This is a genomic window from Pseudomonas sp. FP2300, assembly GCF_030687595.1.
Taxonomy (GTDB): Bacteria; Pseudomonadota; Gammaproteobacteria; order Pseudomonadales; family Pseudomonadaceae; genus Aquipseudomonas; species Aquipseudomonas bijieensis.
In genome coordinates this window covers 4,432,284-4,455,857 of record NZ_CP117440.1, presented here as the reverse complement: position 1 = coordinate 4,455,857, position 23,574 = coordinate 4,432,284, and the positions used below count along the sequence as shown (strand labels likewise).

The window sequence follows — 23,574 nt, the reverse complement described above, 5'->3', positions numbered from 1 at the left end:
GCGAGCTTGCTCGCGATAGCGGTGGGTCAGTCGATCTTAAATGAATGACGAATCGCCGTCCCGAGCAAACGCCCACACAGAGTCGTTACGGTCTCCTTGTCAGCGATGTTGTCTTGAATGTAAATGGCCGTAGCCCTTCACTGGTCTGCTCAGGCGTTGGTCATCCTTAAAGAGCAATGCATATCGCGTTCGGAAAGTGTTGGGTGCTGAGTGAGAAGTCTCGGATGTCGCACAGTTTGCTTGTAAATGATTCGATTGTCATGGTGACCTGCTTTTTTGATGTGTCGTGGTCAAACTTGACGATGGCGGTTGCCTCCGAGAACCCATCTTTTATAGTCAGAGTTGTTACTCCGGGTGGATAACCCTTGTCCGGTGTGAGGTAGCAGTCGGTCGACGCCCCAAGTCGTTTGTTAACTTTGTTCATTTGTCCTGGAGGGAACTCTTGGTATACATCGCAGCCTGAAAAGTAGAGGTTGACATTGAATAACAGCGAAAATTTATCTGTGGTTTTGATAACGACTTGTGAGGCCTTTTTTTGGGGGGCAGGTTGCACGGGGTCGTTTGAAGAAGGTTGAATCACCTGGCCGTCAGTCTGGATCTCGAGCTGCCTGTTGGTCTCGTCTACCTTTCGGTCGACCTTTGCACCCGGTTCGCGCATTTCAAGCTGAACTTTCATGGAGAAGTCATCGAAAATCCAAGGATTGGCCGTGACGCTAGCGCCTGGAGAGCTGGTTGAATAGGTGATCTGGTTTCCGAATTTGTGCAAATTGAATCTGTACTCGACGCGTGGGTTTTTAAATAGTAGTTCTTGGGAGGCGGTGTTGTAGTTATATTCCTGTCCGTGATCGTTTTGGCGAAGGTCGGTAGAGCACCATAGGGTATACGTAGCGATGTATTCATCTGTTTTCGGGTATTCAAAAGGTTCATCAAGCCCTTCTTTTCTATATAGAGCGGGAGATCCTAGCAGATGTTGGTTGCTAATATTTGCAACGGTAAAGGGCATTTGGGCAGGCATGGTAATTTGCGTATTCTTTTTCACGGTGTGTTTCCTCAGTGTATGAGCCAAGTGAGAGTTTTAAGTGCGTAATGCTCGCTGAAAAACTCAAACTTTGTACAAGGACTGTTATCGCTACGTAGGCGATTTCAGCAACCCGGTTTCGCTCCACTTGAGGTCATACAACTGTAGGCAATTCCTGCTTCAGAAAAATGCCCTGACTCTCTCTCGTTCTCTTGCCGAGACATCCCGCATCCCAAAAGGCTGAAAGGGGCGTGTCTGGATCACGCCGGGGCTTTCAACCTTCATGGTCTATTTCATGCGCCTTCAGTGAAGAGGGCGTACTTAGAACGATGTTATTGAGCCTAGGTGTCTCGTGACACTGTCAAGCAACCTCTCTAGCGCCCGGGCCGTTTTGGCTCGGGTGACATGAAGCGTCCTCGATTCAATAGTCAGGCACGGTCAAAAAATGTGGGAGCGAGCCTGCTCGCGATAGCGGTGTGCCAGTCAGCATCAGGGTTGAATGTTATACCGCTATCGCGAGCAGGCTCGCTCCCACAGGGGGGATATGTTGTCAGGAGGGAAAGTATGGTGTGTCCGGAAACACAAACCCCGGCACCAGGCCGGGGTTCGTGATGTTCCCTTACAACCTTACACCAGCGCAGCAATTGCCGCGTTGAAGGTGGCGCTCGGGCGCATGGCCTTGCTGGTCAGCTCAGGGTTGGCGAAGTAGTAACCGCCGATATCCACTGGCTTGCCTTGAACGGCATTGAGCTCGGCAACGATTTTTTCTTCGTTGTCGGTCAACGTCTTGGCCAGGGCAGTGAACTGAGCCTTGAGGGCTGCGTCGTCGTCCTGGGCGGCCAGTGCCTGGGCCCAGAACAGGGTCAGGTAGAAGTGGCTGCCACGGTTGTCGATGCCGCCGACCTTGCGCGAAGGCGACTTGTTGCGGTCCAGGAACTCACCGGTAGCCTGGTCGAGGGTCTTGGCCAGCACCAGCGCTTTCGGGTTGTCGTAGGTCACGCCCAGGTGTTCGAGGGAGGCGGCCAGGGCCAGGAACTCGCCCAGGGAATCCCAGCGCAGGAAGTTTTCTTCCAGCAGTTGCTGAACGTGCTTGGGTGCCGAGCCGCCGGCGCCGGTTTCGAACAGACCACCGCCGTTCATCAGCGGCACGATGGAGAGCATCTTGGCGCTGGTGCCCAGTTCCATGATCGGGAACAGGTCAGTCAGGTAATCGCGCAGTACGTTGCCGGTCACCGAAATGGTGTCCTTGCCTTCGCGGGTGCGTGCCAGGGTGAACTTCATCGCGTCGACCGGCGACATGATGCGGATGTCCAGGCCGGCGGTGTCGTGGTTCTTCAGGTAGGCCTGGACTTTCTCGATCACCACGCCGTCATGGGCGCGCATCGGGTCCAGCCAGAAGATCGCCGGGGTGCTGCTGGCGCGAGCGCGGTTGACGGCCAGCTTGACCCAATCCTGGATCGGCGCGTCCTTGGTCTGGCACATGCGGAAGATGTCGCCAGCCTCGACGTTCTGCTCCAGCAGGGTGCGACCGGTGCTGTCGGAAACGCGTACCACGCCGTTGGCCTTGATCTGGAAGGTCTTGTCGTGGGAGCCGTACTCTTCGGCTTTCTTGGCCATCAGGCCGACGTTCGGCACGCTGCCCATGGTGGTTGGGTCGAAGGCGCCGTGTTGCTTGCAGTCTTCGATCACCGCCTGGTAGATGGTGGCGTAGCAGCGATCCGGGATCACGGCCTTGGTGTCGTGCAGCTGGCCGTCGGTGCCCCACATCTTGCCGGAGTCACGGATCATGGCCGGCATCGAGGCGTCGACGATGACGTCGCTCGGCACGTGCAGGTTGGTGATGCCTTTGTCGGAGTTGACCATCGCCAGGGATGGACGCGCTGCGTAGACCGCCTGGATGTCGGCTTCGATCTGCGCCTGCTGCTCGGCCGGCAGGGCCTTGATGCGGGCGTACAGGTCGCCGATGCCGTTGTTCAGGTTGAAGCCGATCTGCTCCAGCACTTGGGCGTGCTTGGCCAGGGCGTCTTTATAGAACTCGGCAACGATCTGGCCGAACATGATCGGGTCGGAGACCTTCATCATGGTGGCCTTGAGGTGAACCGACAGCAGGACGCCTTTTTGCTTGGCGTCTTCGATTTCAGCGGCGATGAAGTCGCGCAGGGCGTTCTTGCTCATCACGGCGCAGTCGAGGATCTCACCGGCTTGTACGGTGGTTTTTTCCTTCAGGACAGTGGCAGTGCCGTCCTGGGCGATCAGCTCGATTTTCACGCTGCCGGCGGCGTCGATCAGGGCGGCTTTTTCGCTGCCGTAGAAATCGCCGGTGCTCATGTGGGCCACGTGGGACTTGGAGTCGGCTGCCCAGGCGCCCATCTTGTGCGGGTGCTTGCGTGCGTAGTTCTTGACCGACAACGGGGCGCGGCGGTCGGAGTTGCCTTCGCGCAGGACCGGGTTCACGGCACTGCCCTTGACCTTGTCGTAGCGGGCGCGCGCGTCTTTCTCGGCGTCGCTGGACACGGTTTCCGGGTAGTCCGGCAGCGCGTAGCCCTGGGCCTGCAATTCCTTGATCGCGGCCTGCAGTTGCGGCACCGAGGCGCTGATGTTCGGCAGCTTGATGATGTTGGCTTCAGGCGTAACGGCCAGGTCGCCCAGTTCGGCGAGGTGGTCGGCTACGGCTTTGTCGCCCAGTTGCTCGGGGAAGCTGGCCAGGATGCGCCCTGCGAGGGAGATATCGCGGGTTTCCACGGCGATATCGGCCGAAGCGGTAAAGGCTTCGACGATCGGCAGCAGCGAATAGGTGGCGAGGGCGGGAGCTTCGTCGGTGAAGGTATAGATGATCTTCGAGCGGGTGGGCATATTCGGATTAACTCTCTTCTTTGCTAAAGCATGCGCAGAAACTCGAGGGGCGCCGGGTAAGCGCGTTCGTTCAAAGTCATCCGTGAGCCGAATGTCGAGGTTTCTTCGCGGTGATGTTGGGTGCATCAGTCGAGCGTCAAGCGGTTGGGCCGCGGTAACGGTCCGGCTTTTAAATTGGCGGAAAGTCCTGTGATAGAGCCGTCAGCCGTCGTGACCCTGTGGTCAGCGGCGGCATTATACATAGGTAGCTGGCGATCTGCCGATGGTTCATAGACTTCCGTACACGTCCATTGGTCTAAACGTCGCACTACCCATGGAGCGGACTATGCTCATGTTTGGCGCTTTTCCCTTGGTTTTCAGGGTTGTACATGGCGAACTGCAACGCTTTGCCCCTGATGAGCCTAACGTAGGGTTTGCGCGCCGATTCAAGTGGGGTACGCTCGAACGCAGCCAGATGTTCAATCCAAGCAATGGAGTTCAGCATGGGGTATCAAAAGATTCAGGTTCCAGCCGTCGGTGACAAAATCACCGTCAATGCAGACCATTCTCTTAATGTTCCGGACAACCCGATCATCCCTTTCATCGAAGGCGACGGTATTGGCGTCGACATCAGTCCGGTCATGATCAAGGTGGTGGACGCAGCGGTTCAGAAGGCCTATGGCGGCAAGCGCAAGATTTCCTGGATGGAAGTCTATGCCGGCGAGAAAGCGACCCAGGTCTACGACCAGGACACCTGGTTGCCCCAGGAAACCCTGGATGCGGTCAAGGATTACGTGGTTTCCATCAAGGGCCCGCTGACCACGCCGGTGGGCGGTGGTATCCGTTCGCTGAACGTCGCCCTGCGCCAGCAGCTCGACCTGTATGTGTGCCTGCGCCCGGTGCGCTGGTTCGAAGGCGTGCCCAGCCCGGTCAAGAAACCTGGCGACGTGGACATGACGATCTTCCGTGAGAACTCCGAGGACATCTACGCTGGCATCGAGTGGAAGGCAGGTTCGGCCGAAGCCACCAAGGTCATCAAGTTCCTGAAAGAAGAAATGGGCGTGACCAAGATCCGTTTCGACGAGGACTGCGGCATCGGCGTCAAGCCGGTTTCCAAGCAGGGCACCAAGCGCCTGGCGCGCAAGGCCTTGCAATATGTTGTCGACAATGACCGCGATTCGCTGACCATCGTGCATAAAGGCAACATCATGAAGTTCACCGAAGGTGCCTTCAAGGAATGGGCCTACGAAGTGGCGGCCGAGGAGTTCGGCGCGACCCTGCTCGACGGCGGGCCCTGGATGCAGTTCAAGAACCCCAAGACTGGCAAGAACGTGGTCGTCAAGGACGCCATCGCCGACGCGATGCTCCAGCAGATCCTCCTGCGTCCGGCCGAATATGACGTGATCGCCACCCTGAACCTCAACGGTGACTACCTGTCCGACGCCCTGGCGGCGGAAGTGGGCGGTATCGGTATTGCGCCGGGCGCCAACCTGTCCGACACCGTGGCGATGTTCGAAGCCACCCACGGTACCGCGCCCAAGTATGCCGGCAAGGACCAGGTCAACCCGGGATCGCTGATCCTGTCGGCGGAAATGATGCTGCGCCACATGGGTTGGACCGAAGCGGCCGACCTGATCATCAAGGGCACCAACGGCGCGATTTCGGCCAAGACCGTGACCTATGACTTCGAACGTCTGATGGAGGGTGCCAAGCTGGTGTCGTCCTCGGGCTTCGGTGATGCCCTGATTTCGCACATGTAAGCGAGTCGGCGCTCAGCGCAAATGCCCGGCTCGGGTGATCGAGCCGGGCATTTTCATTTGTCCGGGGTGGCGACTGCCGGTCAATGGGCCTCGGTGATCCTGGCATTGACAGGGGCGGGTGTCTCTTCGGCGGTGACAATCCTGATGTTGACCGCGTGCAAGCCCTTGGGTCCCTGGATGACGTCGAACGTCACAGGCTGTCCGGCCTTCAAGGTCTTATAGCCTTCCATGTTGATAGCCGAGTAATGGGCGAAAAGGTCTTCATTGTCCCTGCCGGCCGCGATAATGAAGCCGTAGCCCTTTGCATTGTTGAACCATTTCACCTTGCCATTCATCTTGACGACCGACATAACCCATTTCCCTCTGCAACGCACTCCATCACTGGAGTATCATCCAGTCCATCCGCAGGCTAATCTTGAAAACAGGATAGATTCCACGGACCTTTTTAACCCACGATGGGCTCTATTGGTTGTAACACCGTTTTGCCGATAGTCAAGGTGGCCGGGTGGTCGTGGTTGAAATCGCCCACAAGCGCCCCCATCACTGTATTCGCCAACTAAACGAACCTTTCTTTCCATGCATGCAGTCAGCCAGATTCGACTAACATTCAATCAGGATCGCCCGGATCTACACGACGACGATTCCGCAGGCATTGCTGTTCAGGAGGCAAAGCCTGCATTACAGGCTCCACCGATGTACAAGGTGGTTTTGTTCAATGATGACTACACACCGATGGATTTCGTCGTCGAAGTGCTCGAGTTGTTTTTTAATCTGAACCGCGAGCTGGCGACCAAGGTCATGCTGGCCGTCCATACAGAGGGACGGGCAGTATGTGGAGTGTTTACCCGCGACATCGCCGAGACGAAGGCCATGCAGGTCAATCAGTACGCCCGGGAAAGCCAGCATCCGCTACTCTGTGAAATCGAGAAGGACGGTTAACGCCGACCACTTGGGTATGAGGTGAAGCTATGTTAAACCGCGAGCTCGAAGTCACCCTCAATCTTGCCTTCAAGGAGGCTCGTTCGAAGCGTCATGAATTCATGACCGTCGAACACCTGCTGCTGGCCCTATTGGATAACGAGGCTGCCGCCACCGTTTTGCGTGCCTGCGGCGCGAACCTCGATAAACTCAAGCATGATCTGCAGGAGTTCATCGACTCCACCACGCCACTGATCCCCGTGCATGACGAGGATCGCGAAACCCAGCCAACCCTGGGCTTCCAACGTGTCCTGCAGCGTGCTGTCTTCCATGTACAGAGCTCGGGCAAGCGTGAAGTCACCGGTGCCAACGTGTTGGTTGCCATCTTCAGCGAGCAGGAAAGCCAGGCAGTGTTCCTGCTCAAGCAGCAGAGCGTTGCGCGTATCGATGTCGTCAACTACATCGCCCATGGCATCTCCAAGGTGCCGGGGCATGGCGATCACTCCGAGGGTGAGCAGGATATGCAGGACGACGAGGGCGGTGAGTCTTCTTCTTCAGGCAACCCATTGGATGCCTATGCCAGCAACCTGAACGAACTGGCACGCCAGGGGCGCATCGATCCACTGGTCGGACGCGAGGCCGAGGTCGAGCGCGTTGCGCAGATCCTGGCCCGGCGCCGCAAGAACAACCCGCTGTTAGTGGGCGAGGCAGGCGTGGGCAAGACCGCGATTGCCGAAGGCCTGGCCAAGCGCATCGTCGACAACCAGGTGCCGGACCTGCTGGCCAACAGCGTCGTGTATTCCCTCGACCTGGGGGCCTTGCTGGCCGGTACCAAGTACCGCGGCGATTTCGAGAAGCGCTTCAAGGCGTTGCTCGGCGAGCTGAAAAAACGTCCGCAAGCGATCCTGTTCATCGATGAAATCCACACCATCATCGGTGCCGGGGCTGCTTCCGGTGGTGTCATGGATGCCTCCAACCTGCTCAAGCCGTTGCTGTCTTCGGGTGATATCCGTTGCATCGGCTCGACCACGTTCCAGGAATTCCGCGGGATCTTCGAGAAGGACCGTGCCTTGGCCCGGCGCTTCCAGAAGGTCGATGTGTCGGAGCCTTCGGTGGAGGACACCATCGGTATCCTGCGCGGCCTGAAAGGGCGCTTCGAGCTGCACCACAACATCGAGTACAGCGATGAAGCCCTGCGCGCCGCGGCGGAACTGGCCTCGCGCTACATCAATGACCGGCACATGCCGGACAAGGCCATCGACGTCATCGACGAGGCGGGTGCCTACCAGCGCCTGCAACCCGTGGAGAAACGTGTCAAGCGCATCGAAGTGCCTCAGGTCGAGGATATCGTGGCGAAAATCGCGCGTATTCCGCCCAAGCATGTCACCAGTTCCGACAAGGAGCTGCTGCGTAACCTGGAGCGTGACCTGAAGCTGACGGTGTTCGGCCAGGATGCGGCCATCGACTCGCTGTCGACCGCTATCAAGCTGTCTCGCGCCGGCCTCAAGTCGCCGGACAAGCCAGTGGGCTCGTTCCTGTTCGCAGGTCCCACCGGTGTCGGCAAGACCGAGGCGGCACGGCAATTGGCCAAGGCGATGGGTATCGAGCTGGTTCGTTTCGACATGTCCGAGTACATGGAGCGCCACACCGTGTCGCGTCTGATTGGTGCGCCTCCAGGTTATGTCGGTTTCGACCAGGGCGGCCTGCTGACCGAAGCGATTACCAAGCAGCCACACTGCGTGCTGTTGCTCGATGAAATCGAGAAGGCGCATCCGGAAGTCTTCAACCTGCTGCTGCAGGTCATGGACCACGGTACGTTGACCGATAACAACGGGCGCAAGGCGGACTTCCGCAACGTGATCATCATCATGACCACGAACGCCGGTGCCGAAACCGCAGCTCGCGCTTCGATCGGTTTCACCCATCAGGACCACTCGTCCGATGCGATGGAAGTGATCAAGAAGAGCTTCACGCCTGAGTTCCGCAACCGCCTGGACACCATTATCCAGTTTGGTCGCCTCAGTCATGAAGTCATCAAGAGCGTGGTGGACAAGTTCCTTACCGAACTTCAGGCGCAGCTCGAAGACAAGCGTGTGTTGCTGGAAGTCACCGATGCGGCTCGCAGTTGGCTGGCCGAAGGTGGTTACGATGTGACGATGGGGGCACGACCAATGGCTCGCCTGATCCAGGACAAGATCAAGCGTCCGCTGGCGGAGGAAATCCTCTTTGGCGAACTGGCCGAACATGGCGGTGTGGTTCACATCGACATCAAGGACGGCGAACTGACCTTCGACTTCGAAACCACGGCCGAAATGGCCTGACCGTTAGTTGCAACAAAGCAGAAGGCGCCGAAAGGCGCCTTTTTGCTATTTCAGCAATACCCCGTCCCTGTGGGAGGCTGGATAACTGCAGGAATTGCATCCGCCACAAATCTCCTGTGGGAGCGAGCCTGCTCGCGAAAGCGGTGGGTCAGTTGGCAGTAATGCCGAATGTGCCGGCCTCATCGCGAGCAGGCTCGCTCCCACAGGGGTGTGAGGTGATCGTGGGGGCGGACAAACAAAAACGCCCGGCATCAGCCGGGCGTTTTGTATTGACTTGTTAGCGAGCGCGGTAAGTGATGCGCCCTTTGCTCAAGTCATAGGGCGTCAGCTCGACGCGCACTTTGTCACCGGTAAGAATACGAATGTAGTTCTTGCGCATCTTGCCGGAGATATGCGCGGTTACGACGTGCCCATTTTCCAACTCCACACGAAACATGGTGTTGGGCAGGGTGTCGACGACAGTGCCTTCCATTTCGAAGCTGTCTTCTTTCGACATGCAGTAAAGCCCTCGGTATCCAGTGAATGGCCCGGTGCAACTGCGCCAGGCAAAAGCGGCGTGCATTGTGCCCGAAAAAGGGGGTTCAAGCCAAGGGGTTCTAGCTTTTAAGCCGAAGGGTTCTAACTCAGGACAACCCAGCGTTGGTTTATCAGCAGTTCAATGGGGCGATATTGGGTCTTGTAGTTCATTTTCTTGCAGTTCTTGATCCAGTAGCCCAGGTATACCGCTTCCAGTCCCAGGCGCCGGGCTTCGTTGATTTGCCAGAGGATGGCAAACCGGCCCAGGCTGCGCCGTTCTTCGTCTGGCTCATAGAAGGTGTATACCGCCGAAAGGCCGTTGGGCAGCAGGTCCGTGACGGCGATGGCTACCAGCCGTCCGTCCAGGCGGAACTCATAGAAACGCGAAAACGGCAGGTCACGCACCAGGAAGGTCGAGAACTGATCGCGACTGGGTGGGTACATGTCGCCATCGGCATGGCGTTGTTCGATGTAGCGCTGGTACAGGTCGAAATATTCCTCGGTGAACTGCGGCTTGACCGGGCGGACCTGAAGGTCGGCGTTGCGCTTGAAAATGCGTTTCTGTTGGCGGTTGGGCAGAAATTGCGCGACAGGGATGCGCGCCGGGACACAGGCGTTGCAGTGTTGGCAATGAGGCCGGTAGAGGTGGTCGCCGCTACGGCGAAAGCCCATTTCCGACAGGTCTGCGTAGACATGCACATCCATGGGCTGGCTAGGGTCGAGGAACAGCGTCGTGGCCTGCTCCTCCGGCAGATAACTGCAAGAGTGGGGCTGAGTGGCATAGAACTTCAAACGCGCCAACTCGGTCATGATCGACCCTCGGGATAAGCTTTGAATTTAATTGTAAGCCAGGAGCGCGAATGTCGCTCAGCAAACCCATGTCGCATGGTTGGGTTGGTCCAGATGCGCCTTTAGATAATCGGCAAATTCATTGCGTGGGATCGACCGTGCGCCGAGGCTGTGCAGGTGCTCGGTGGGCATCTGGCAGTCGATCAGTACGAAACCGGCGGCCTTGAGGTGCTGGACCAGGGTGGCGAAGCCGAATTTCGAGGCATTGTCGGCCCGGCTGAACATGGACTCGCCAAAGAACAGCTGCCCCATGGCCAGGCCATACAGGCCACCCACCAACATCCCCTGGTCCCACACTTCCACCGAATGGGCAAAACCGCGTCGGTGCAGTTCCCGATAAGCGGTTTGCATGGCGTCGGTGATCCAGGTGCCCTCGGCATAGTCCCGAGGCGCGGCGCACGCCTGGATGACCGCCGCGAAATCTCGGTCAAACGTCACTTGATAGCGCTGCTTGCGCAGCAGTTTGTCCAGGCTGCGGGATATGTGCAGTTCGTCGGGAAACAATACCGTACGTGGGTCCGGCGACCACCACAGGATCGGTTGCCCCTCGGAAAACCATGGGAAGCAGCCGTGGCGATAAGCCTGGATCAGCCGGTCGGCGGAGAGATCGCCGCCGGCGGCCAATAACCCGTTGGGGTCGCGCATGGCTTTTGCCAGTGGCGGGAATTCGAAGCTGTTGCGTTGTAACCAGGTCAGCATTGGTATCCGGCTTAAGTAGAAGGGGAGGGCGGCAGGCGGCGGGCCTCGCGCATCAGCGAGGACTCGCCTGGAAGGTTAACCGTCAAACGGCAGGGATGTCATCGAGATACTTCTCGGCATCGAGTGCGGCCATGCAGCCGGCGCCGGCGGAGGTGATTGCCTGGCGATAGACGTGGTCGGCCACATCGCCGGCGGCGAACACGCCTTCGATATCGGTCGCGGTGGCGTTGCCCTCGCTGCCGCCGCGCACGATCAGGTAACCGTCACGCATCGTCAGCTGGCCCTGGAACAGTTCGGTATTGGGTTTGTGGCCGATGGCTATGAACACGCCAGCCAGGGACAGCGTGCTGGTTTCGCCGGTCTCGCTGTGCCGCAAACGCGCGCCAGTCACGCCGCTGGCGTCGCCCAGGACTTCGTCCAGGTTCTGGTTCCAGTGCAGCTTGATATTGCCGTTGGCGGCTTTTTCGAAGAGTTTGTCCTGCAGGATTTTCTCTGAGCGCAGCTTGTCGCGGCGGTGGATCAGGTGCACTTCCCTGGCGATGTTCGACAGGTACAGGGCCTCCTCGACTGCGGTATTGCCGCCGCCGACCACGGCCACCACCTGGTTGCGGTAGAAAAAGCCATCGCAGGTCGCACACGCGGAAACCCCTTTGCCAGCGAAGGTTTCCTCCGAGGGCAGACCCAGGTACTGGGCCGAGGCACCGGTGGCAATGATCAGCGCATCACAGGTGTAGGTGCCGCTGTCGCCGATCAATTCGAACGGGCGCTGTTGCAACTTGGCGGTGTGGACATGGTCGTAGACGATCTGCGTGTCGAAGCGCTCGGCGTGCCGTTGCATGCGCTCCATCAGTACCGGGCCCGTCAGGCCTTCGACATCGCCGGGCCAGTTATCGACTTCCACGGTGGTGGTGAGCTGGCCGCCGGCCTGCAGGCCGGTAATGACAACAGGTTTGAGGTTGGCGCGGGCGGCATAGACAGCAGCGCTGTACCCCGCAGGGCCGGACCCGAGAATGATCAGGCGTGAATGCTTCACTTCGCTCATAAAAAACACCTCATAAGCCTTTGTCACAAAAGAGAATGCATGGTCCAATTAGCGCGTGTGCAGCCTGAATCCGGCTATGCTGTCAGGCAATGCCTTGGCGTCGACAAACCCGTACAATGCTTGAGTTTTGAGCGCTGGATGGGCTAAAGATCAAAATCTTCGGCAACACCTGTGGTTTTCTGGATGCACCTCACAGTGGTAAAAGTAGTACCGGTTGTGCACATTCACTTTTTTACCTGCTCGTCATGGGCAGTTTTTTATAGTCATTCAACAGATGGACGCGCCGTAGGCGCAGGAAAAGAAGCGTTTTGAAGAAATCCACCGCAGCACCCAAACCAGTCGTTCCGCTCTGGCGCCAGCAATTGCACTACCGGCTCAAGGAAGGTGCGTTGATCGCCATCGGTGCCCTGTGCCTGTTCCTGATGATGGCCCTGCTGACCTACGGCAAGGACGATCCGGGCTGGAGCCATAACAGCAAGATCGACGACGTGCAGAATTTCGGCGGCCCGGCCGGTTCCTACAGCGCCGACATCCTGTTCATGGTGTTGGGCTATTTCGCCTACATCTTCCCGTTGCTGCTGGCGATCAAGGCCTACCAGATCTTCCGCCAGCGCCACGAACCGTGGCAGTGGAGCGGCTGGCTGTTCTCCTGGCGCCTGATCGGCCTGGTGTTCCTGGTGTTGTCGGGGGCCGCGCTGGCCCATATCCATTTCCATGCGCCCACCGGCTTGCCGGCCGGGGCGGGCGGTGCGCTGGGGGAAAGCCTCGGCGACCTGGCCAGGAACGCCCTGAATATCCAGGGCAGCACGCTGCTGTTCATCGCCCTGTTCCTGTTCGGCCTGACGGTGTTCACCGACTTGTCCTGGTTCAAGGTCATGGACGTCACCGGCAAGATCACCCTCGACCTGATCGAACTGATCCAGGGTGTCGTGAACCGCTGGTGGGCGGCGCGCACCGAGCGCAAGCAACTGGTGGCGCAACTGCGTGAAGTCGACGACCGGGTCCACGATGTGGTGGCTCCGACGACGCCGGACAAGCGCGAGCAGGCCAAGGTCAAGGAGCGCCTGATAGAGCGTGAGCAGGCCTTGAGCAAGCACATGTCCGAGCGCGAGAAACAGGTGCCACCGGTCATTACCATGGCCCCGGCCAAGCCGCCGGAGCAGAGCAAGCGCGTGCAGAAAGAGAAACAGGCGCCGCTGTTCGTCGACAGCGCGGTGGAAGGCACCTTGCCGCCGATCTCGATCCTGGACCCGGCCGAAAAGAAACAGCTCAACTATTCCCCCGAATCCCTGGCGGCTGTCGGCCACTTGCTGGAGATCAAGCTCAAGGAGTTCGGCGTCGAGGTCTCGGTGGATTCGATTCACCCGGGCCCGGTCATCACCCGCTACGAAATCCAGCCGGCCGCCGGCGTGAAGGTCAGCCGCATCGCCAACCTCGCCAAGGACCTGGCGCGTTCCCTGGCCGTGACCAGCGTGCGGGTGGTGGAGGTGATTCCCGGCAAGACCACCGTGGGGATCGAGATCCCCAACGAAGACCGGCAGATCGTGCGCTTCTCCGAGGTATTGTCCACGCCGGAGTACGACAACCACAAGTCGCCGGTCACCCTGGCCCTGGGCCACGACATCGGTGGCAAGCCAGTCATCACTGACCTGGCGAAAATGCCCCACTTGCTGGTGGCCGGTACCACCGGTTCCGGTAAATCGGTGGGTGTGAACGCGATGATCCTGTCGATCCTGTTCAAGTCCGGCCCGGAAGACGCCAAGCTGATCATGATCGACCCGAAAATGCTCGAGCTGTCGATCTACGAGGGCATCCCGCACCTGCTGTGCCCGGTGGTCACCGACATGAAGGACGCCGCCAATGCCTTGCGCTGGAGCGTTGCCGAGATGGAACGCCGCTACAAGCTGATGGCGAAGATGGGCGTGCGCAACCTGTCGGGCTTCAATGCCAAGGTCAAGGAAGCCGAGGAAGCCGGTACGCCGTTGAGCGACCCGCTGTATCACCGCGAGAATATCCACGACGAAGCGCCGCTGCTGCACAAGCTGCCGACCATCGTGGTGGTGGTGGACGAATTCGCCGACATGATGATGATCGTCGGCAAGAAGGTCGAAGAGCTGATCGCCCGTATCGCCCAGAAGGCCCGTGCGGCCGGTATCCACCTGATCCTCGCCACACAGCGACCGTCGGTGGACGTGATCACCGGCCTGATCAAGGCCAACATCCCGACCCGCATGGCATTCCAGGTGTCGAGCAAGATCGACTCGCGGACCATCATCGACCAGGGCGGTGCCGAGCAGTTGCTCGGCCACGGTGACATGCTCTACATGCCGCCGGGCACCAGCCTGCCGATCCGTGTACACGGCGCGTTCGTTTCCGACGACGAAGTGCACCGCGTGGTGGAGGCCTGGAAGCTGCGCGGCGCACCTGAATACAACGACGACATCCTCAACGGTGTCGAAGAAGCCGGCAGCGGTTTCGAAGGCAGTAGTGGCGGCGGTGACGACGATGCTGAAACCGATGCGCTCTACGACGAAGCGGTGCAGTTCGTCCTGGAGAGCCGTCGGGCCTCGATTTCTGCTGTTCAGCGCAAGCTGAAGATTGGCTACAACCGCGCCGCTCGCATGATCGAAGCCATGGAAATGGCCGGGGTGGTGACGGCCATGAACACCAACGGTTCGCGCGAAGTACTGGCGCCGGGCCCGATGCGCGACTAACGACCCGGGCGGCTTGCTGACACGCCGCCCGACCCCCACGACTTCATGAGGACTCCCATGCGCCTGATTCGCATGTTGCTGTTGCCCGTATTGGCCCTGACCACCTTGTCGGCCCACGCCGATGAAAAGGACGTGGCCCGCTTGACCCAGTTACTGGAGCGCTCCCAGACCCTGACCGCGCGTTTCTCCCAACTGACCCTTGACGGCAGCGGCACCCAGTTGCAGGAAACCGCTGGCGAAATGGCGTTGCAGCGCCCGGGCCTGTTCTACTGGCACACCGACGCGCCGGCCGAGCAATTGATGGTCTCCGACGGCAAGAAAGTCTCCCTGTGGGACCCGGACCTGGAGCAGGTCACCATCAAGACCCTCGACCAGCGCCTGACCCAGACCCCGGCATTGCTGCTCTCCGGCGACATCTCCAAGATCAGCCAGAGCTTCGACATCAGTGCCAAGGAGGCCGGCGGCGTGATTGACTTCACCCTCAAGCCCAAGACCAAGGACAGCCTGTTCGACAACCTGCGCCTGTCGTTCCGCAACGGCCTGGTCAACGACATGCAACTGATCGACAGTGTCGGCCAGCGCACCAATATCCTGTTCACCGGGGTCAAGGCCAACGAGCCGATCGCGGCATCCAAGTTCAAGTTCGACATCCCCAAGGGTGCGGACGTGATCCAGGAGTAAACACAAAGCCCCTGTGGGAAATGGCCTGTAGGAATGGTCTGTGGAAATTGGTCTGTGGGAGCAAGGCTTGCCCGCGATACAGACACCTCGGTGTATCTGGTAGACCGAGGCGATGCAATCGCGGACAAGCCTTGCTCCCACAGGTCTGCTCCCACAGATCTGCTTCTGCAGAGAGAATCGGTATCAGGACCCAGTGGAGGTTGTATAAGTAGTGATGGACCTGTTTCGAAGCGCCCCGATTGCCCAGCCATTGGCCGCCCGCCTGCGCGCGACCAACCTGGATGAGTACGTCGGCCAGGAGCATGTGCTCGCTCGCGGCAAGCCGCTGCGCGAAGCGCTGGAGCAGGGCGCGCTGCACTCGATGATCTTCTGGGGCCCGCCGGGCGTGGGCAAGACCACCCTGGCGCGGCTGCTGGCGGAAGTCTCGGACGCCCATTTCGAAACGGTTTCGGCGGTGCTGGCCGGGGTCAAGGAAATCCGCCAGGCGGTGGAAGTGGCCAAGCAGCAGGCCGGCCAGTACGGCAAGCGCACCATCCTGTTCGTCGACGAAGTGCACCGCTTCAACAAATCCCAACAGGACGCGTTCCTGCCCTACGTGGAAGACGGCACGCTGATCTTCATTGGTGCGACCACCGAAAACCCTTCGTTCGAACTCAATAACGCGTTGCTGTCCCGGGCGCGGGTCTATGTGCTCAAGAGCCTCGACGAAGCGGCGATGCGCAAGCTGGTGCATCGGGCATTGACCGAGGAGCGCGGCCTGGGCAAGCGGCATTTGAGCCTCAGCGACGAAGGGTTCCAGATCCTGTTTTCGGCCGCTGACGGTGATGGCCGGCGCTTGCTCAACCTGCTGGAAAACGCCTCGGACCTGGCTGAGGACGATAGCGAGATTGGCGTCGAGCTGTTGCAAAGCTTGCTGGGCGATACCCGGCGGCGCTTCGACAAGGGCGGCGAAGCGTTCTATGACCAGATCTCGGCGCTGCACAAATCCATCCGCGGCTCCAACCCCGATGCCGCCTTGTACTGGTTTGCGCGAATGATCGACGGCGGCTGCGATCCGCTGTACCTGGCGCGGCGCGTGGTGCGCATGGCCAGCGAAGACATCGGCAACGCCGACCCTCGCGCCCTGAGCCTGTGCCTGGCAGCCTGGGATGTGCAGGAGCGCCTGGGCAGCCCGGAAGGCGAGCTTGCCGTGGCCCAGGCGATCACCTACCTGGCCTGTGCGCCGAAAAGCAACGCCGTGTACATGGGCTTCAAGGCGGCGATGCGCAGCGCTACCGAGCATGGCTCCCTTGAAGTGCCGCTGCACCTGCGCAATGCGCCGACCAAGCTCATGAAGCAGTTGGGCTATGGCGAGGAATACCGTTACGCCCACGATGAGCCGGACGCTTATGCCGCCGGCGAAGACTATTTCCCCGATGAACTCGAACCCCAGCGCTTCTATCAGCCGGTGCCCCGTGGCCTGGAACTGAAGATCGGCGAGAAGCTCAACCACTTGGCGCAATTGGACCGCTTGAGTCCACGGCAGCGGAGAAAACCTTGATCCCCCTGATTCTTGCAGTTTCCGCAGGTGGCGTTGCCGGTACGTTGGTGCGCTTCGCGACCGGCAACTGGATCAATGCAAATTGGCCGCGGCACTTCTATACCGCGACGCTGGCCGTTAATATCGTGGGCTGTCTGCTGATCGGTGTTCTATACGGTCTGTTTTTGATGCGCCCGGAAGTGCCCATCGAGGTACGTGCGGGCCTGATCGTCGGCTTTCTTGGCGGCCTGACGACTTTTTCATCCTTTTCACTGGATACGGTGCGCTTGCTGGAAAGCGGGCAGGTGCCGCTGGCCCTGGGCTATGCGGCCATCAGCGTATTCGGCGGGCTGCTCGCCACATGGGCCGGCCTGTCCCTGACCAAACTTTGATAACGAGAGACCGACATGCTCGATTCCAAACTGTTACGTAGCAACCTTCAGGACGTAGCGGATCGCCTGGCTTCCCGTGGCTATGCCCTGGACGTCGCGCGCATCGAAGCGCTGGAAGAACAGCGCAAGACCGTCCAGACCCGCACCGAAGCCCTGCAGGCTGAACGTAACGCGCGCTCCAAGTCCATCGGCCAGGCCAAGCAGCGTGGTGAAGACATCGCGCCGCTGATGGCCGATGTCGAGCGCATGGCGGGCGAATTGAGCGCTGGCAAGGTCGAGCTGGACGCGATCCAGACCGAGTTGGATTCGATCCTGCTGGGCATCCCGAACCTGCCGCACGAATCGGTACCGGTCGGTGAAGACGAAGAGGGCAACGTCGAAGTACGTCGCTGGGGCACGCCAAAGGTCTTCGATTTCCCGGTGCAGGACCATGTGGCTCTGGGCGAGAAGTTCGGCTGGCTCGATTTCGAAACCGCCGCCAAGCTTTCCGGCGCGCGTTTTGCCCTGTTGCGCGGGCCGATTGCCCGTCTGCATCGGGCCCTGGCGCAGTTCATGATCAACCTGCACGTCACCGAACACGGTTACGAAGAAGCCTACACGCCGTACCTGGTCCAGGCCCCGGCCTTGCAGGGCACCGGCCAGTTGCCGAAGTTCGAGGAAGACCTGTTCAAGATCAGCCGCGACGGCGAGGCCGACCTGTACCTGATCCCGACCGCCGAAGTGTCGCTGACCAACATCGTCGCTGGCGAGATCGTCGACGCCAAGCAACTGCCGATCAAGTTCGTCGCCCACACGCCGTGCTTCCGCAGTGAAGCCGGGGCGTCGGGTCGCGACACCCGGGGCATGATCCGCCAGCACCAGTTCGACAAAGTCGAGATGGTCCAGATCGTCGAGCCTTCGAAGTCCATGGAGGCGCTGGAAAGCCTGACCGCCAATGCCGAGAAGGTCCTGCAACTGCTGGAACTGCCGTATCGCACCCTGGCGCTGTGTACCGGCGACATGGGCTTCAGCGCGGTCAAGACTTTCGATCTGGAAGTCTGGATCCCGAGCCAGGACAAGTACCGCGAGATTTCCTCGTGCTCCAACTGTGGCGACTTCCAGGCCCGCCGTATGCAGGCGCGTTTCCGCAACCCGGAAACCGGCAAGCCGGAACTGGTCCACACCCTCAATGGCTCCGGCCTGGCGGTGGGCCGGACCCTGGTGGCGGTGCTGGAAAACTACCAGCAGGCCGACGGTTCGATCCGTGTGCCCGAGGTGTTGAAACCGTACATGGGCGGCATCGAGGTCATCGGTTAAATGGACTATTTGCCACTGTTCCACAACCTGCGCGGCAGCCGCGTGCTGGTGGTTGGCGGCGGCGAGATTGCCTTGCGCAAGTCTCGCCTGCTGGCCGATGCCGGCGCGTTGTTGCGGGTGGTCGCACCCGATATCGAACCGCAGTTGCGGGAACTGGTCGGTGGCAGCGGCGGTGAATGCATCCTGCGTGGCTACGTGGAAGTGGACCTGGACGGCTGCGGTCTGATCATCGCTGCCACCGACGACGAATCGCTCAACGCCCAGGTGTCGGCTGATGCCCACAAGCGTTGCGTGCCGGTCAACGTGGTGGACGCGCCAGCCTTGTGCAGTGTGATTTTTCCGGCCATCGTCGACCGTTCGCCCCTGGTGATCGCGGTGTCCAGCGGCGGCGACGCGCCAGTGCTGGCGCGGTTGATCCGGGCCAAGCTGGAAACCTGGATTCCATCGACCTACGGGCAACTGGCCGGGCTGGCGGCGCGTTTTCGCAGCCAGGTCAAAGGCTTGTTTCCCGATGTGCAGCAACGTCGGGCGTTCTGGGAAGAAGTGTTCCAAGGCCCTATCGCCGACCGTCAACTGGCCGGGCAGGGTGCCGAAGCCGAGCGCCTGCTGCAGGAAAAGATCGACGGCCAAGCGCCGAACGCGCCGGGCGAAGTCTATCTGGTGGGGGCTGGGCCGGGTGATCCTGACCTGCTGACCTTCCGTGCCTTGCGGTTGATGCAGCAGGCCGACGTGGTGCTGTATGACCGCTTGGTGGCGCCGGCAATCCTGGAACTGTGCCGGCGCGACGCCGAGCGCATCTACGTTGGCAAGCGCCGCTCCGAACACGCCGTGCCCCAGGACCAGATCAACCAGCAATTGGTGGACTTGGCCCGACAAGGTAAGCGAGTGGTACGGTTGAAGGGCGGTGATCCGTTCATCTTCGGCCGTGGCGGCGAGGAGATCGAAGAGCTGGCGGCCCACGGCATCCCGTTCCAGGTTGTCCCGGGCATCACCGCCGCCAGTGGTTGTGCGGCCTACGCCGGGATCCCCCTGACCCATCGTGACTACGCCCAGTCGGTGCGGTTCATCACCGGCCATCTCAAGGACGGTACCAGCGACTTGCCATGGGCCGACCTGGTGTCCCCGGCCCAGACGCTGGTGTTCTACATGGGGTTGGTGGGATTGCCGGTGATCTGCAACGAGCTGATCAAGCGTGGTCGCGCGGCGGACACACCGGCGGCGTTGATCCAGCAAGGCACGACATCCAATCAGCGAGTCTTCACCGGCACCCTGGCGGATTTGCCACGGCTGGTGGCCGAGCATGAAGTGCATGCGCCGACGCTGGTGATCGTTGGGGAAGTGGTACAACTGCGCGAGAAACTGGCTTGGTTTGAAGGGGCTCAGGGGCAGGTTTAGGAAGACCGCGTCGTCCCCAATCGCGAGCAGGCTCGCTCCCACAGTGGACCGTGTACAACCGCAGATTCATGGTTGAACGACGATCCAGTGTGGGAGCGAGCCTGCTCGCGATGGGCCTTCAGAGGCAATCAAGACCCCAGATCACTTCCCAGAACCAAGCCAAATCCCTTCCCCACTCAACCTTTCCCGATCATGGCCAACCCTGAAGTCCTGCTTCGGCCCCTTGGGCACGATCCCATTGGGATTGATGGTCTTGTGGCTGCCATAGTAATGGCCCTGGATATGGGTGAAATCCACGGTCTCGGCAATGCCCGGCCACTGATACAGCTCCCGCAGCCAGTTCGACAGGTTCGGATAATCGGCGATGCGCCACAGGTTGCACTTGAAGTGGCCGAAATACACCGCGTCGAAACGGATTATCGTGGTGAACAGTCGGATATCAGCCTCCGTCAGATATTCACCGGCCAGGTAGCGTTGGGTCGCCAGCAAGGCTTCCAACCGGTCCAGTTCGGCGAATAAACCGTCGAATGCCTCTTCGTAGGCCGCTTGGGTGGTGGCGAACCCGGCGCGATACACGCCGTTGTTCACCGCCGGGTAGATGCGCTCGTTCAGCGCATCGATGTCACTGCGTAGCGGTTCGGGGTAAAGATCCAGGTTGTTGCCGGTCAGCCCATCAAAGGCGCTGTTGAACATGCGGATGATTTCCGCCGACTCATTGTTGACGATGCGCTGTTGGCGTTTGTCCCACAGCACCGGCACGGTGACGCGACCGGTGTAGTCCTCGGTATCGGCGGTGTAGCGCTGGTGCAGGAAGCTCAGGTTATCGAGTTTGTCGCCCGTGGAGCCGTGGGCCTTGTCGAAGGTCCAGCCGTTTTCCAGCATCAGGTAACTAACCACCGAGACGTCGATCAGGTCTTCCAGGCCCTTGAGCTTGCGAAAGATCAGCGTGCGATGGGCCCAGGGGCAGGCCAGGGACACGAACAAATGGTAGCGCCCGGCCTCGGCGGCAAACCCGGCTTCGCCGCTGGGGCCGGCGCTGCCGTCGGTGGTCACCCAGTGACGGCGTTGCGCCTGTTCGCGCTGGAACGTGCCGTCCTTGCTTTCATACCACTGATCCTGCCAGCGGCCCTCGACTAACAAACCCATCTCGATCTCCTCGGCCAATAAACATTGGAGGGCAGTCTATGCCGATGGGTTCGAACTAAAAGCGCAAAGGTTGGGCGTTGATGATCGACTAAATCGATCGATCCCGGGCATCCCAATATTGCCGGGCCCGTTCGAAAGCCTCTTCGCGCGCCAGGCCCAGGCCGCGCAAGGCCAGGGCCATGGTGGCGATCAAGGCGAGTTGCGGGTAGCTGTCTTCAACGTCGCCGCGCCAGACGGCCTTCAGGTGCTCGGGGTCGAGGCTTTCCGGCTTGACGTGGCGTTGTTCGGACAGTCGCGGCCATTCTTCATCCCAACTGGTGCCACCGGTGGTGCCGTACAAGTGACTGTCAGCGTCCGGGTTGATCTCGATCTCGCCGCCGTCGCCCTTGATCACGATGGCGGTATCACCCAGCAAACCGCTGGCATCGCGATGCACCGCCTGATAGCCCGGATGGAAGATGCTTTGCAGCCCGCAACGGGCGCCCAACGGGTTGAGAATCCGTGCCAGGGAGTGGATCGGCGAGCGCAAGCCCAAGGTGTTGCGCAGGTCGATCATCCGCTGCATTTGCGGCGCCCAGTCCACCAGTGGCATGAAGGCCAGGCCGCCGTTGTCCAGCGCGCTACCGACCTGCTGCCAATCCCGGCACAGCGGGATCTGCAGCAAGCCGAGCAATTGTTCGGTGTAGAGCCGACCTGCGGTGTGAGCACCGCCGCCGTGCATGAAAATCCGCACGCCGTTCTGCCCAAGGCACTTGGCCGCCAGCAGGTACCACGGCAAATGGCGCTTCTTGCCGGCATAGGTCGGCCAGTCGAGGTCCACCGTCAACGCCGGGACCACCAGGCGTTCGCGCAGGGCTTCGGTGAAGCCGGCCATTTCCTCGGCGCTTTCTTCCTTGTGCCGCAACAGCATCAGGAAGGCGCCAAGCTGGGTGTCCTCGACCTTTTCGTCGAGCACCATGCCCATGGCCTCGCGGGCTTCTTCGCGGGTCAGGTTGCGGGCACCGCGCTTGCCTTTGCCAAGGATGCGTACGAACTGGGCGAACGGGTGTTCGGCCGGGGTCTCAAGGGACAGCGATGGAAAGTCGGTCATAAGCAATTCGTCGGTTTGGGCAGGCCCGCCAGCTTGGCGGCGAGTTTGGCGGGAGTGCCTTTGAACAATCGGTTCAGGTGCAGGCTGTTGCCTTTGTTCGCGCCCAGTTTCAGTGCCGTGTACTTGATCAGCGGCCGGGTCGCGGGGGAAAGCTGGAATTCGTCGTAGAAACCGCGCAGCAGTTCGAGGATCTCCCAGTGTTCGGGGCCGAGCTCAATGTCTTCGGCGGTTGCCAGAGCCGTGGCCACCTCGGCCGACCAGTCATCAAGGTCGGCCAGGTAGCCGTCCTTGTCCAGCGCGATGGTGCGCTCGCCCACCTTCAGCGTCTTCATAGCCAGGTGTTGACCTTGTCGTGCTCGATCGATAGCTCGACGAAACCTGAATAGTTGATGGCTTCGGCCCAGTCTGGTGTGTCCAGGGCACGGGCCTGGAGGTCTTCGGCGAGCACGAACAGGTTCACGCCAGCGGCTTGCAGCACTTCAAACGGTGGGCTGCCCGGTTGCAACGCATACGTCGCGTCGCCACACAGCAACAGCGCATCCTGATTGCCCAGTAGCCGCAGGCAACTGGCAAGGCGGTTATCGCCGAAGGGCGAATGAGACAACACATGCAAAGTCGACATCAGAGGGTGATCACCTGGTCGTAGCGGTCGATGAGCGCGGCGATGTCCGGCGCAGTCAGTACTTTTACCTCGCCCAGTGCCAGGGCATCGGTGGCGATGCCGCGTTCGGCGGCGCTGGCGGCGCAGAGGAACAGGTCTTCGACGCCGAACATCGGCAATGCCTGCAAGTTGGCGCTCAGATCCTTTTGCTGGACCGCCTTGGCGTTTTGGCCTGACGTGAGCTGGAACACGCCGTCATCGAGAAACAGCAGGCCGATGGGCAGGTCGAACGCACCGCCGGCCAGGACGATGTCCAGCGCTTCACGGGCGCCGGGGCCGGACCATGGGGCCTGGCGGCTGATGAGCAATAACGACTTGGCCATTCACGCGCCTCCAAAGCAGATCAGACGGTCGGCGTCCTGGATCGCATCGTGCAACTGACCCAGCCCGGACAAGGCCCAGGGTGCTTCGACGCTGACCGCAGAACGCTGGTAGCGCTGGGCTTCCTCGTCGTTCAACACACCACGGCGCAACGCCGCCGCGATGCAGACCACGCCATCGAGCCGATTGTCGCTGACGAACGCGCGCCACTGCTGGGGCAGGTCCTGTTCGTCCTGGGGGGGGACGACGCTGCTGGCGGCGTTATAAACGCCGTCCTGATAGAAAAACAACCGCACGATTTCATGCCCACTTGCCAGCGCAGCCTGGGCAAACAACAGGGCTCGGCGCGAGGAGGGCGCATGGGCGGCGGAAAACAGCGCAATGGCGAACTTCATGACAGACCC

General features: G+C 60.3%; 22 protein-coding genes. 9 read left to right on the top strand and 13 right to left on the bottom strand.

Annotated elements, in window-relative coordinates; all coding sequences use genetic code 11:
• Window positions 1-166: 166 nt before the first annotated feature.
• The gene (locus PSH86_RS19570; protein WP_163857940.1) at window positions 167-1,039 is read right to left on the bottom strand and encodes a hypothetical protein; all 873 of its coding nucleotides are present in this window, start codon (window positions 1,037-1,039) and stop codon (window positions 167-169) included.
• A 606-nt stretch (window positions 1,040-1,645) separates the two neighbouring features.
• Window positions 1,646-3,871, bottom strand: coding sequence for an NADP-dependent isocitrate dehydrogenase (locus tag PSH86_RS19565; RefSeq protein WP_109755550.1), 2,226 nt, complete (start codon window positions 3,869-3,871; stop codon window positions 1,646-1,648).
• A 482-nt stretch (window positions 3,872-4,353) separates the two neighbouring features.
• Here PSH86_RS19565 and icd point away from each other — a divergent pair, with 482 nt between their 5' ends.
• Window positions 4,354-5,610 carry an NADP-dependent isocitrate dehydrogenase gene (icd, locus tag PSH86_RS19560; RefSeq protein WP_024779303.1) on the top strand — a complete coding sequence of 419 codons (1,257 nt, stop codon included), beginning with the start codon at window positions 4,354-4,356 and terminating at the stop codon, window positions 5,608-5,610.
• An 80-nt stretch (window positions 5,611-5,690) separates the two neighbouring features.
• Here the strand turns inward: icd and PSH86_RS19555 are convergent, their stop codons facing one another.
• The gene (locus tag PSH86_RS19555) at window positions 5,691-5,960 is read right to left on the bottom strand and encodes a cold shock domain-containing protein (RefSeq protein ID WP_109755549.1); all 270 of its coding nucleotides are present in this window, start codon (window positions 5,958-5,960) and stop codon (window positions 5,691-5,693) included.
• A 226-nt stretch (window positions 5,961-6,186) separates the two neighbouring features.
• Between PSH86_RS19555 and clpS the strand changes: the two genes are divergently transcribed.
• Window positions 6,187-6,549 carry an ATP-dependent Clp protease adapter ClpS gene (clpS, locus tag PSH86_RS19550; protein WP_109755548.1) on the top strand — a complete coding sequence of 121 codons (363 nt, stop codon included), beginning with the start codon at window positions 6,187-6,189 and terminating at the stop codon, window positions 6,547-6,549.
• Window positions 6,550-6,578: 29 nt separating this feature from the next.
• A complete protein-coding gene (gene clpA / locus PSH86_RS19545) occupies window positions 6,579-8,849 on the top strand; it encodes an ATP-dependent Clp protease ATP-binding subunit ClpA (RefSeq protein WP_003203340.1) in 2,271 nt (756 codons plus the stop codon).
• Between the two features lie 277 nt (window positions 8,850-9,126).
• Here the strand turns inward: clpA and infA are convergent, their stop codons facing one another.
• The 4 genes from infA to trxB form a co-directional block, all read right to left on the bottom strand.
• Window positions 9,127-9,345: a translation initiation factor IF-1 gene (gene infA / locus PSH86_RS19540; RefSeq protein WP_002553999.1), complete on the bottom strand. Its 219-nt coding sequence runs from the start codon at window positions 9,343-9,345 to the stop codon at window positions 9,127-9,129.
• Window positions 9,346-9,467: 122 nt separating this feature from the next.
• Window positions 9,468-10,175, bottom strand: a complete 708-nt coding sequence (locus PSH86_RS19535) for an arginyltransferase (RefSeq protein ID WP_109755547.1) — start codon at window positions 10,173-10,175, stop codon at window positions 9,468-9,470.
• Window positions 10,176-10,232: 57 nt separating this feature from the next.
• The gene (gene aat, locus PSH86_RS19530; RefSeq protein WP_109755546.1) at window positions 10,233-10,913 is read right to left on the bottom strand and encodes a leucyl/phenylalanyl-tRNA--protein transferase; all 681 of its coding nucleotides are present in this window, start codon (window positions 10,911-10,913) and stop codon (window positions 10,233-10,235) included.
• A gap of 82 nt (window positions 10,914-10,995) precedes the next feature.
• Window positions 10,996-11,955, bottom strand: coding sequence for a thioredoxin-disulfide reductase (trxB, locus tag PSH86_RS19525; protein WP_232199732.1), 960 nt, complete (start codon window positions 11,953-11,955; stop codon window positions 10,996-10,998).
• Window positions 11,956-12,263: 308 nt separating this feature from the next.
• On the opposite strand from trxB, the gene PSH86_RS19520 reads away from it, so the two are divergent.
• The 6 genes from PSH86_RS19520 to cysG all read left to right on the top strand — a co-directional run bounded on the left by PSH86_RS19520 (window position 12,264) and on the right by cysG (window position 19,952).
• Window positions 12,264-14,669 (top strand): DNA translocase FtsK, encoded by a 2,406-nt coding sequence (locus tag PSH86_RS19520; RefSeq protein WP_109755544.1) that lies wholly within the window; start codon window positions 12,264-12,266, stop codon window positions 14,667-14,669.
• Between the two features lie 57 nt (window positions 14,670-14,726).
• On the top strand, window positions 14,727-15,350 hold the full coding sequence (lolA, locus tag PSH86_RS19515) for an outer membrane lipoprotein chaperone LolA (RefSeq protein WP_134924967.1): 624 nt from the start codon (window positions 14,727-14,729) through the stop codon (window positions 15,348-15,350).
• Window positions 15,351-15,564: 214 nt separating this feature from the next.
• Entirely contained in the window at window positions 15,565-16,890 is a 1,326-nt protein-coding gene (locus tag PSH86_RS19510; RefSeq protein ID WP_003203328.1) for a replication-associated recombination protein A, read from the top strand.
• On the top strand, window positions 16,887-17,261 hold the full coding sequence (gene crcB, locus PSH86_RS19505) for a fluoride efflux transporter CrcB (RefSeq protein ID WP_013693703.1): 375 nt from the start codon (window positions 16,887-16,889) through the stop codon (window positions 17,259-17,261). Before PSH86_RS19510 ends, crcB begins: the two co-directional genes overlap by 4 nt.
• Window positions 17,262-17,276: 15 nt before the next feature.
• Entirely contained in the window at window positions 17,277-18,557 is a 1,281-nt protein-coding gene (serS, locus tag PSH86_RS19500; RefSeq protein ID WP_163857948.1) for a serine--tRNA ligase, read from the top strand.
• Complete coding sequence (gene cysG / locus PSH86_RS19495) at window positions 18,558-19,952, top strand: siroheme synthase CysG (RefSeq protein WP_305484410.1); 1,395 nt, start codon at window positions 18,558-18,560, stop codon at window positions 19,950-19,952. It abuts the gene before it with no gap.
• Between the two features lie 141 nt (window positions 19,953-20,093).
• Here cysG and PSH86_RS19490 read toward each other — a convergent pair whose 3' ends face one another.
• From PSH86_RS19490 to tusD, 6 genes are all read right to left on the bottom strand, one after another.
• Window positions 20,094-21,098 (bottom strand): glutathione S-transferase family protein, encoded by a 1,005-nt coding sequence (locus tag PSH86_RS19490; RefSeq protein WP_305484408.1) that lies wholly within the window; start codon window positions 21,096-21,098, stop codon window positions 20,094-20,096.
• Window positions 21,099-21,186: 88 nt separating this feature from the next.
• Window positions 21,187-22,188 (bottom strand): glycosyl transferase family protein, encoded by a 1,002-nt coding sequence (locus PSH86_RS19485; protein WP_116832842.1) that lies wholly within the window; start codon window positions 22,186-22,188, stop codon window positions 21,187-21,189.
• Window positions 22,185-22,520, bottom strand: coding sequence for a TusE/DsrC/DsvC family sulfur relay protein (locus tag PSH86_RS19480; RefSeq protein ID WP_116832841.1), 336 nt, complete (start codon window positions 22,518-22,520; stop codon window positions 22,185-22,187). The genes PSH86_RS19485 and PSH86_RS19480 overlap by 4 nt, the downstream gene beginning before the upstream one ends.
• On the bottom strand, window positions 22,517-22,810 hold the full coding sequence (gene tusB / locus PSH86_RS19475; RefSeq protein WP_109755536.1) for a sulfurtransferase complex subunit TusB: 294 nt from the start codon (window positions 22,808-22,810) through the stop codon (window positions 22,517-22,519). The genes PSH86_RS19480 and tusB overlap by 4 nt, the downstream gene beginning before the upstream one ends.
• Entirely contained in the window at window positions 22,810-23,172 is a 363-nt protein-coding gene (tusC, locus tag PSH86_RS19470) for a sulfurtransferase complex subunit TusC (protein WP_109755535.1), read from the bottom strand. The genes tusB and tusC overlap by 1 nt, the downstream gene beginning before the upstream one ends.
• A complete protein-coding gene (tusD, locus tag PSH86_RS19465; RefSeq protein ID WP_116834246.1) occupies window positions 23,173-23,565 on the bottom strand; it encodes a sulfurtransferase complex subunit TusD in 393 nt (130 codons plus the stop codon).
• Window positions 23,566-23,574: the final 9 nt, after the last annotated feature.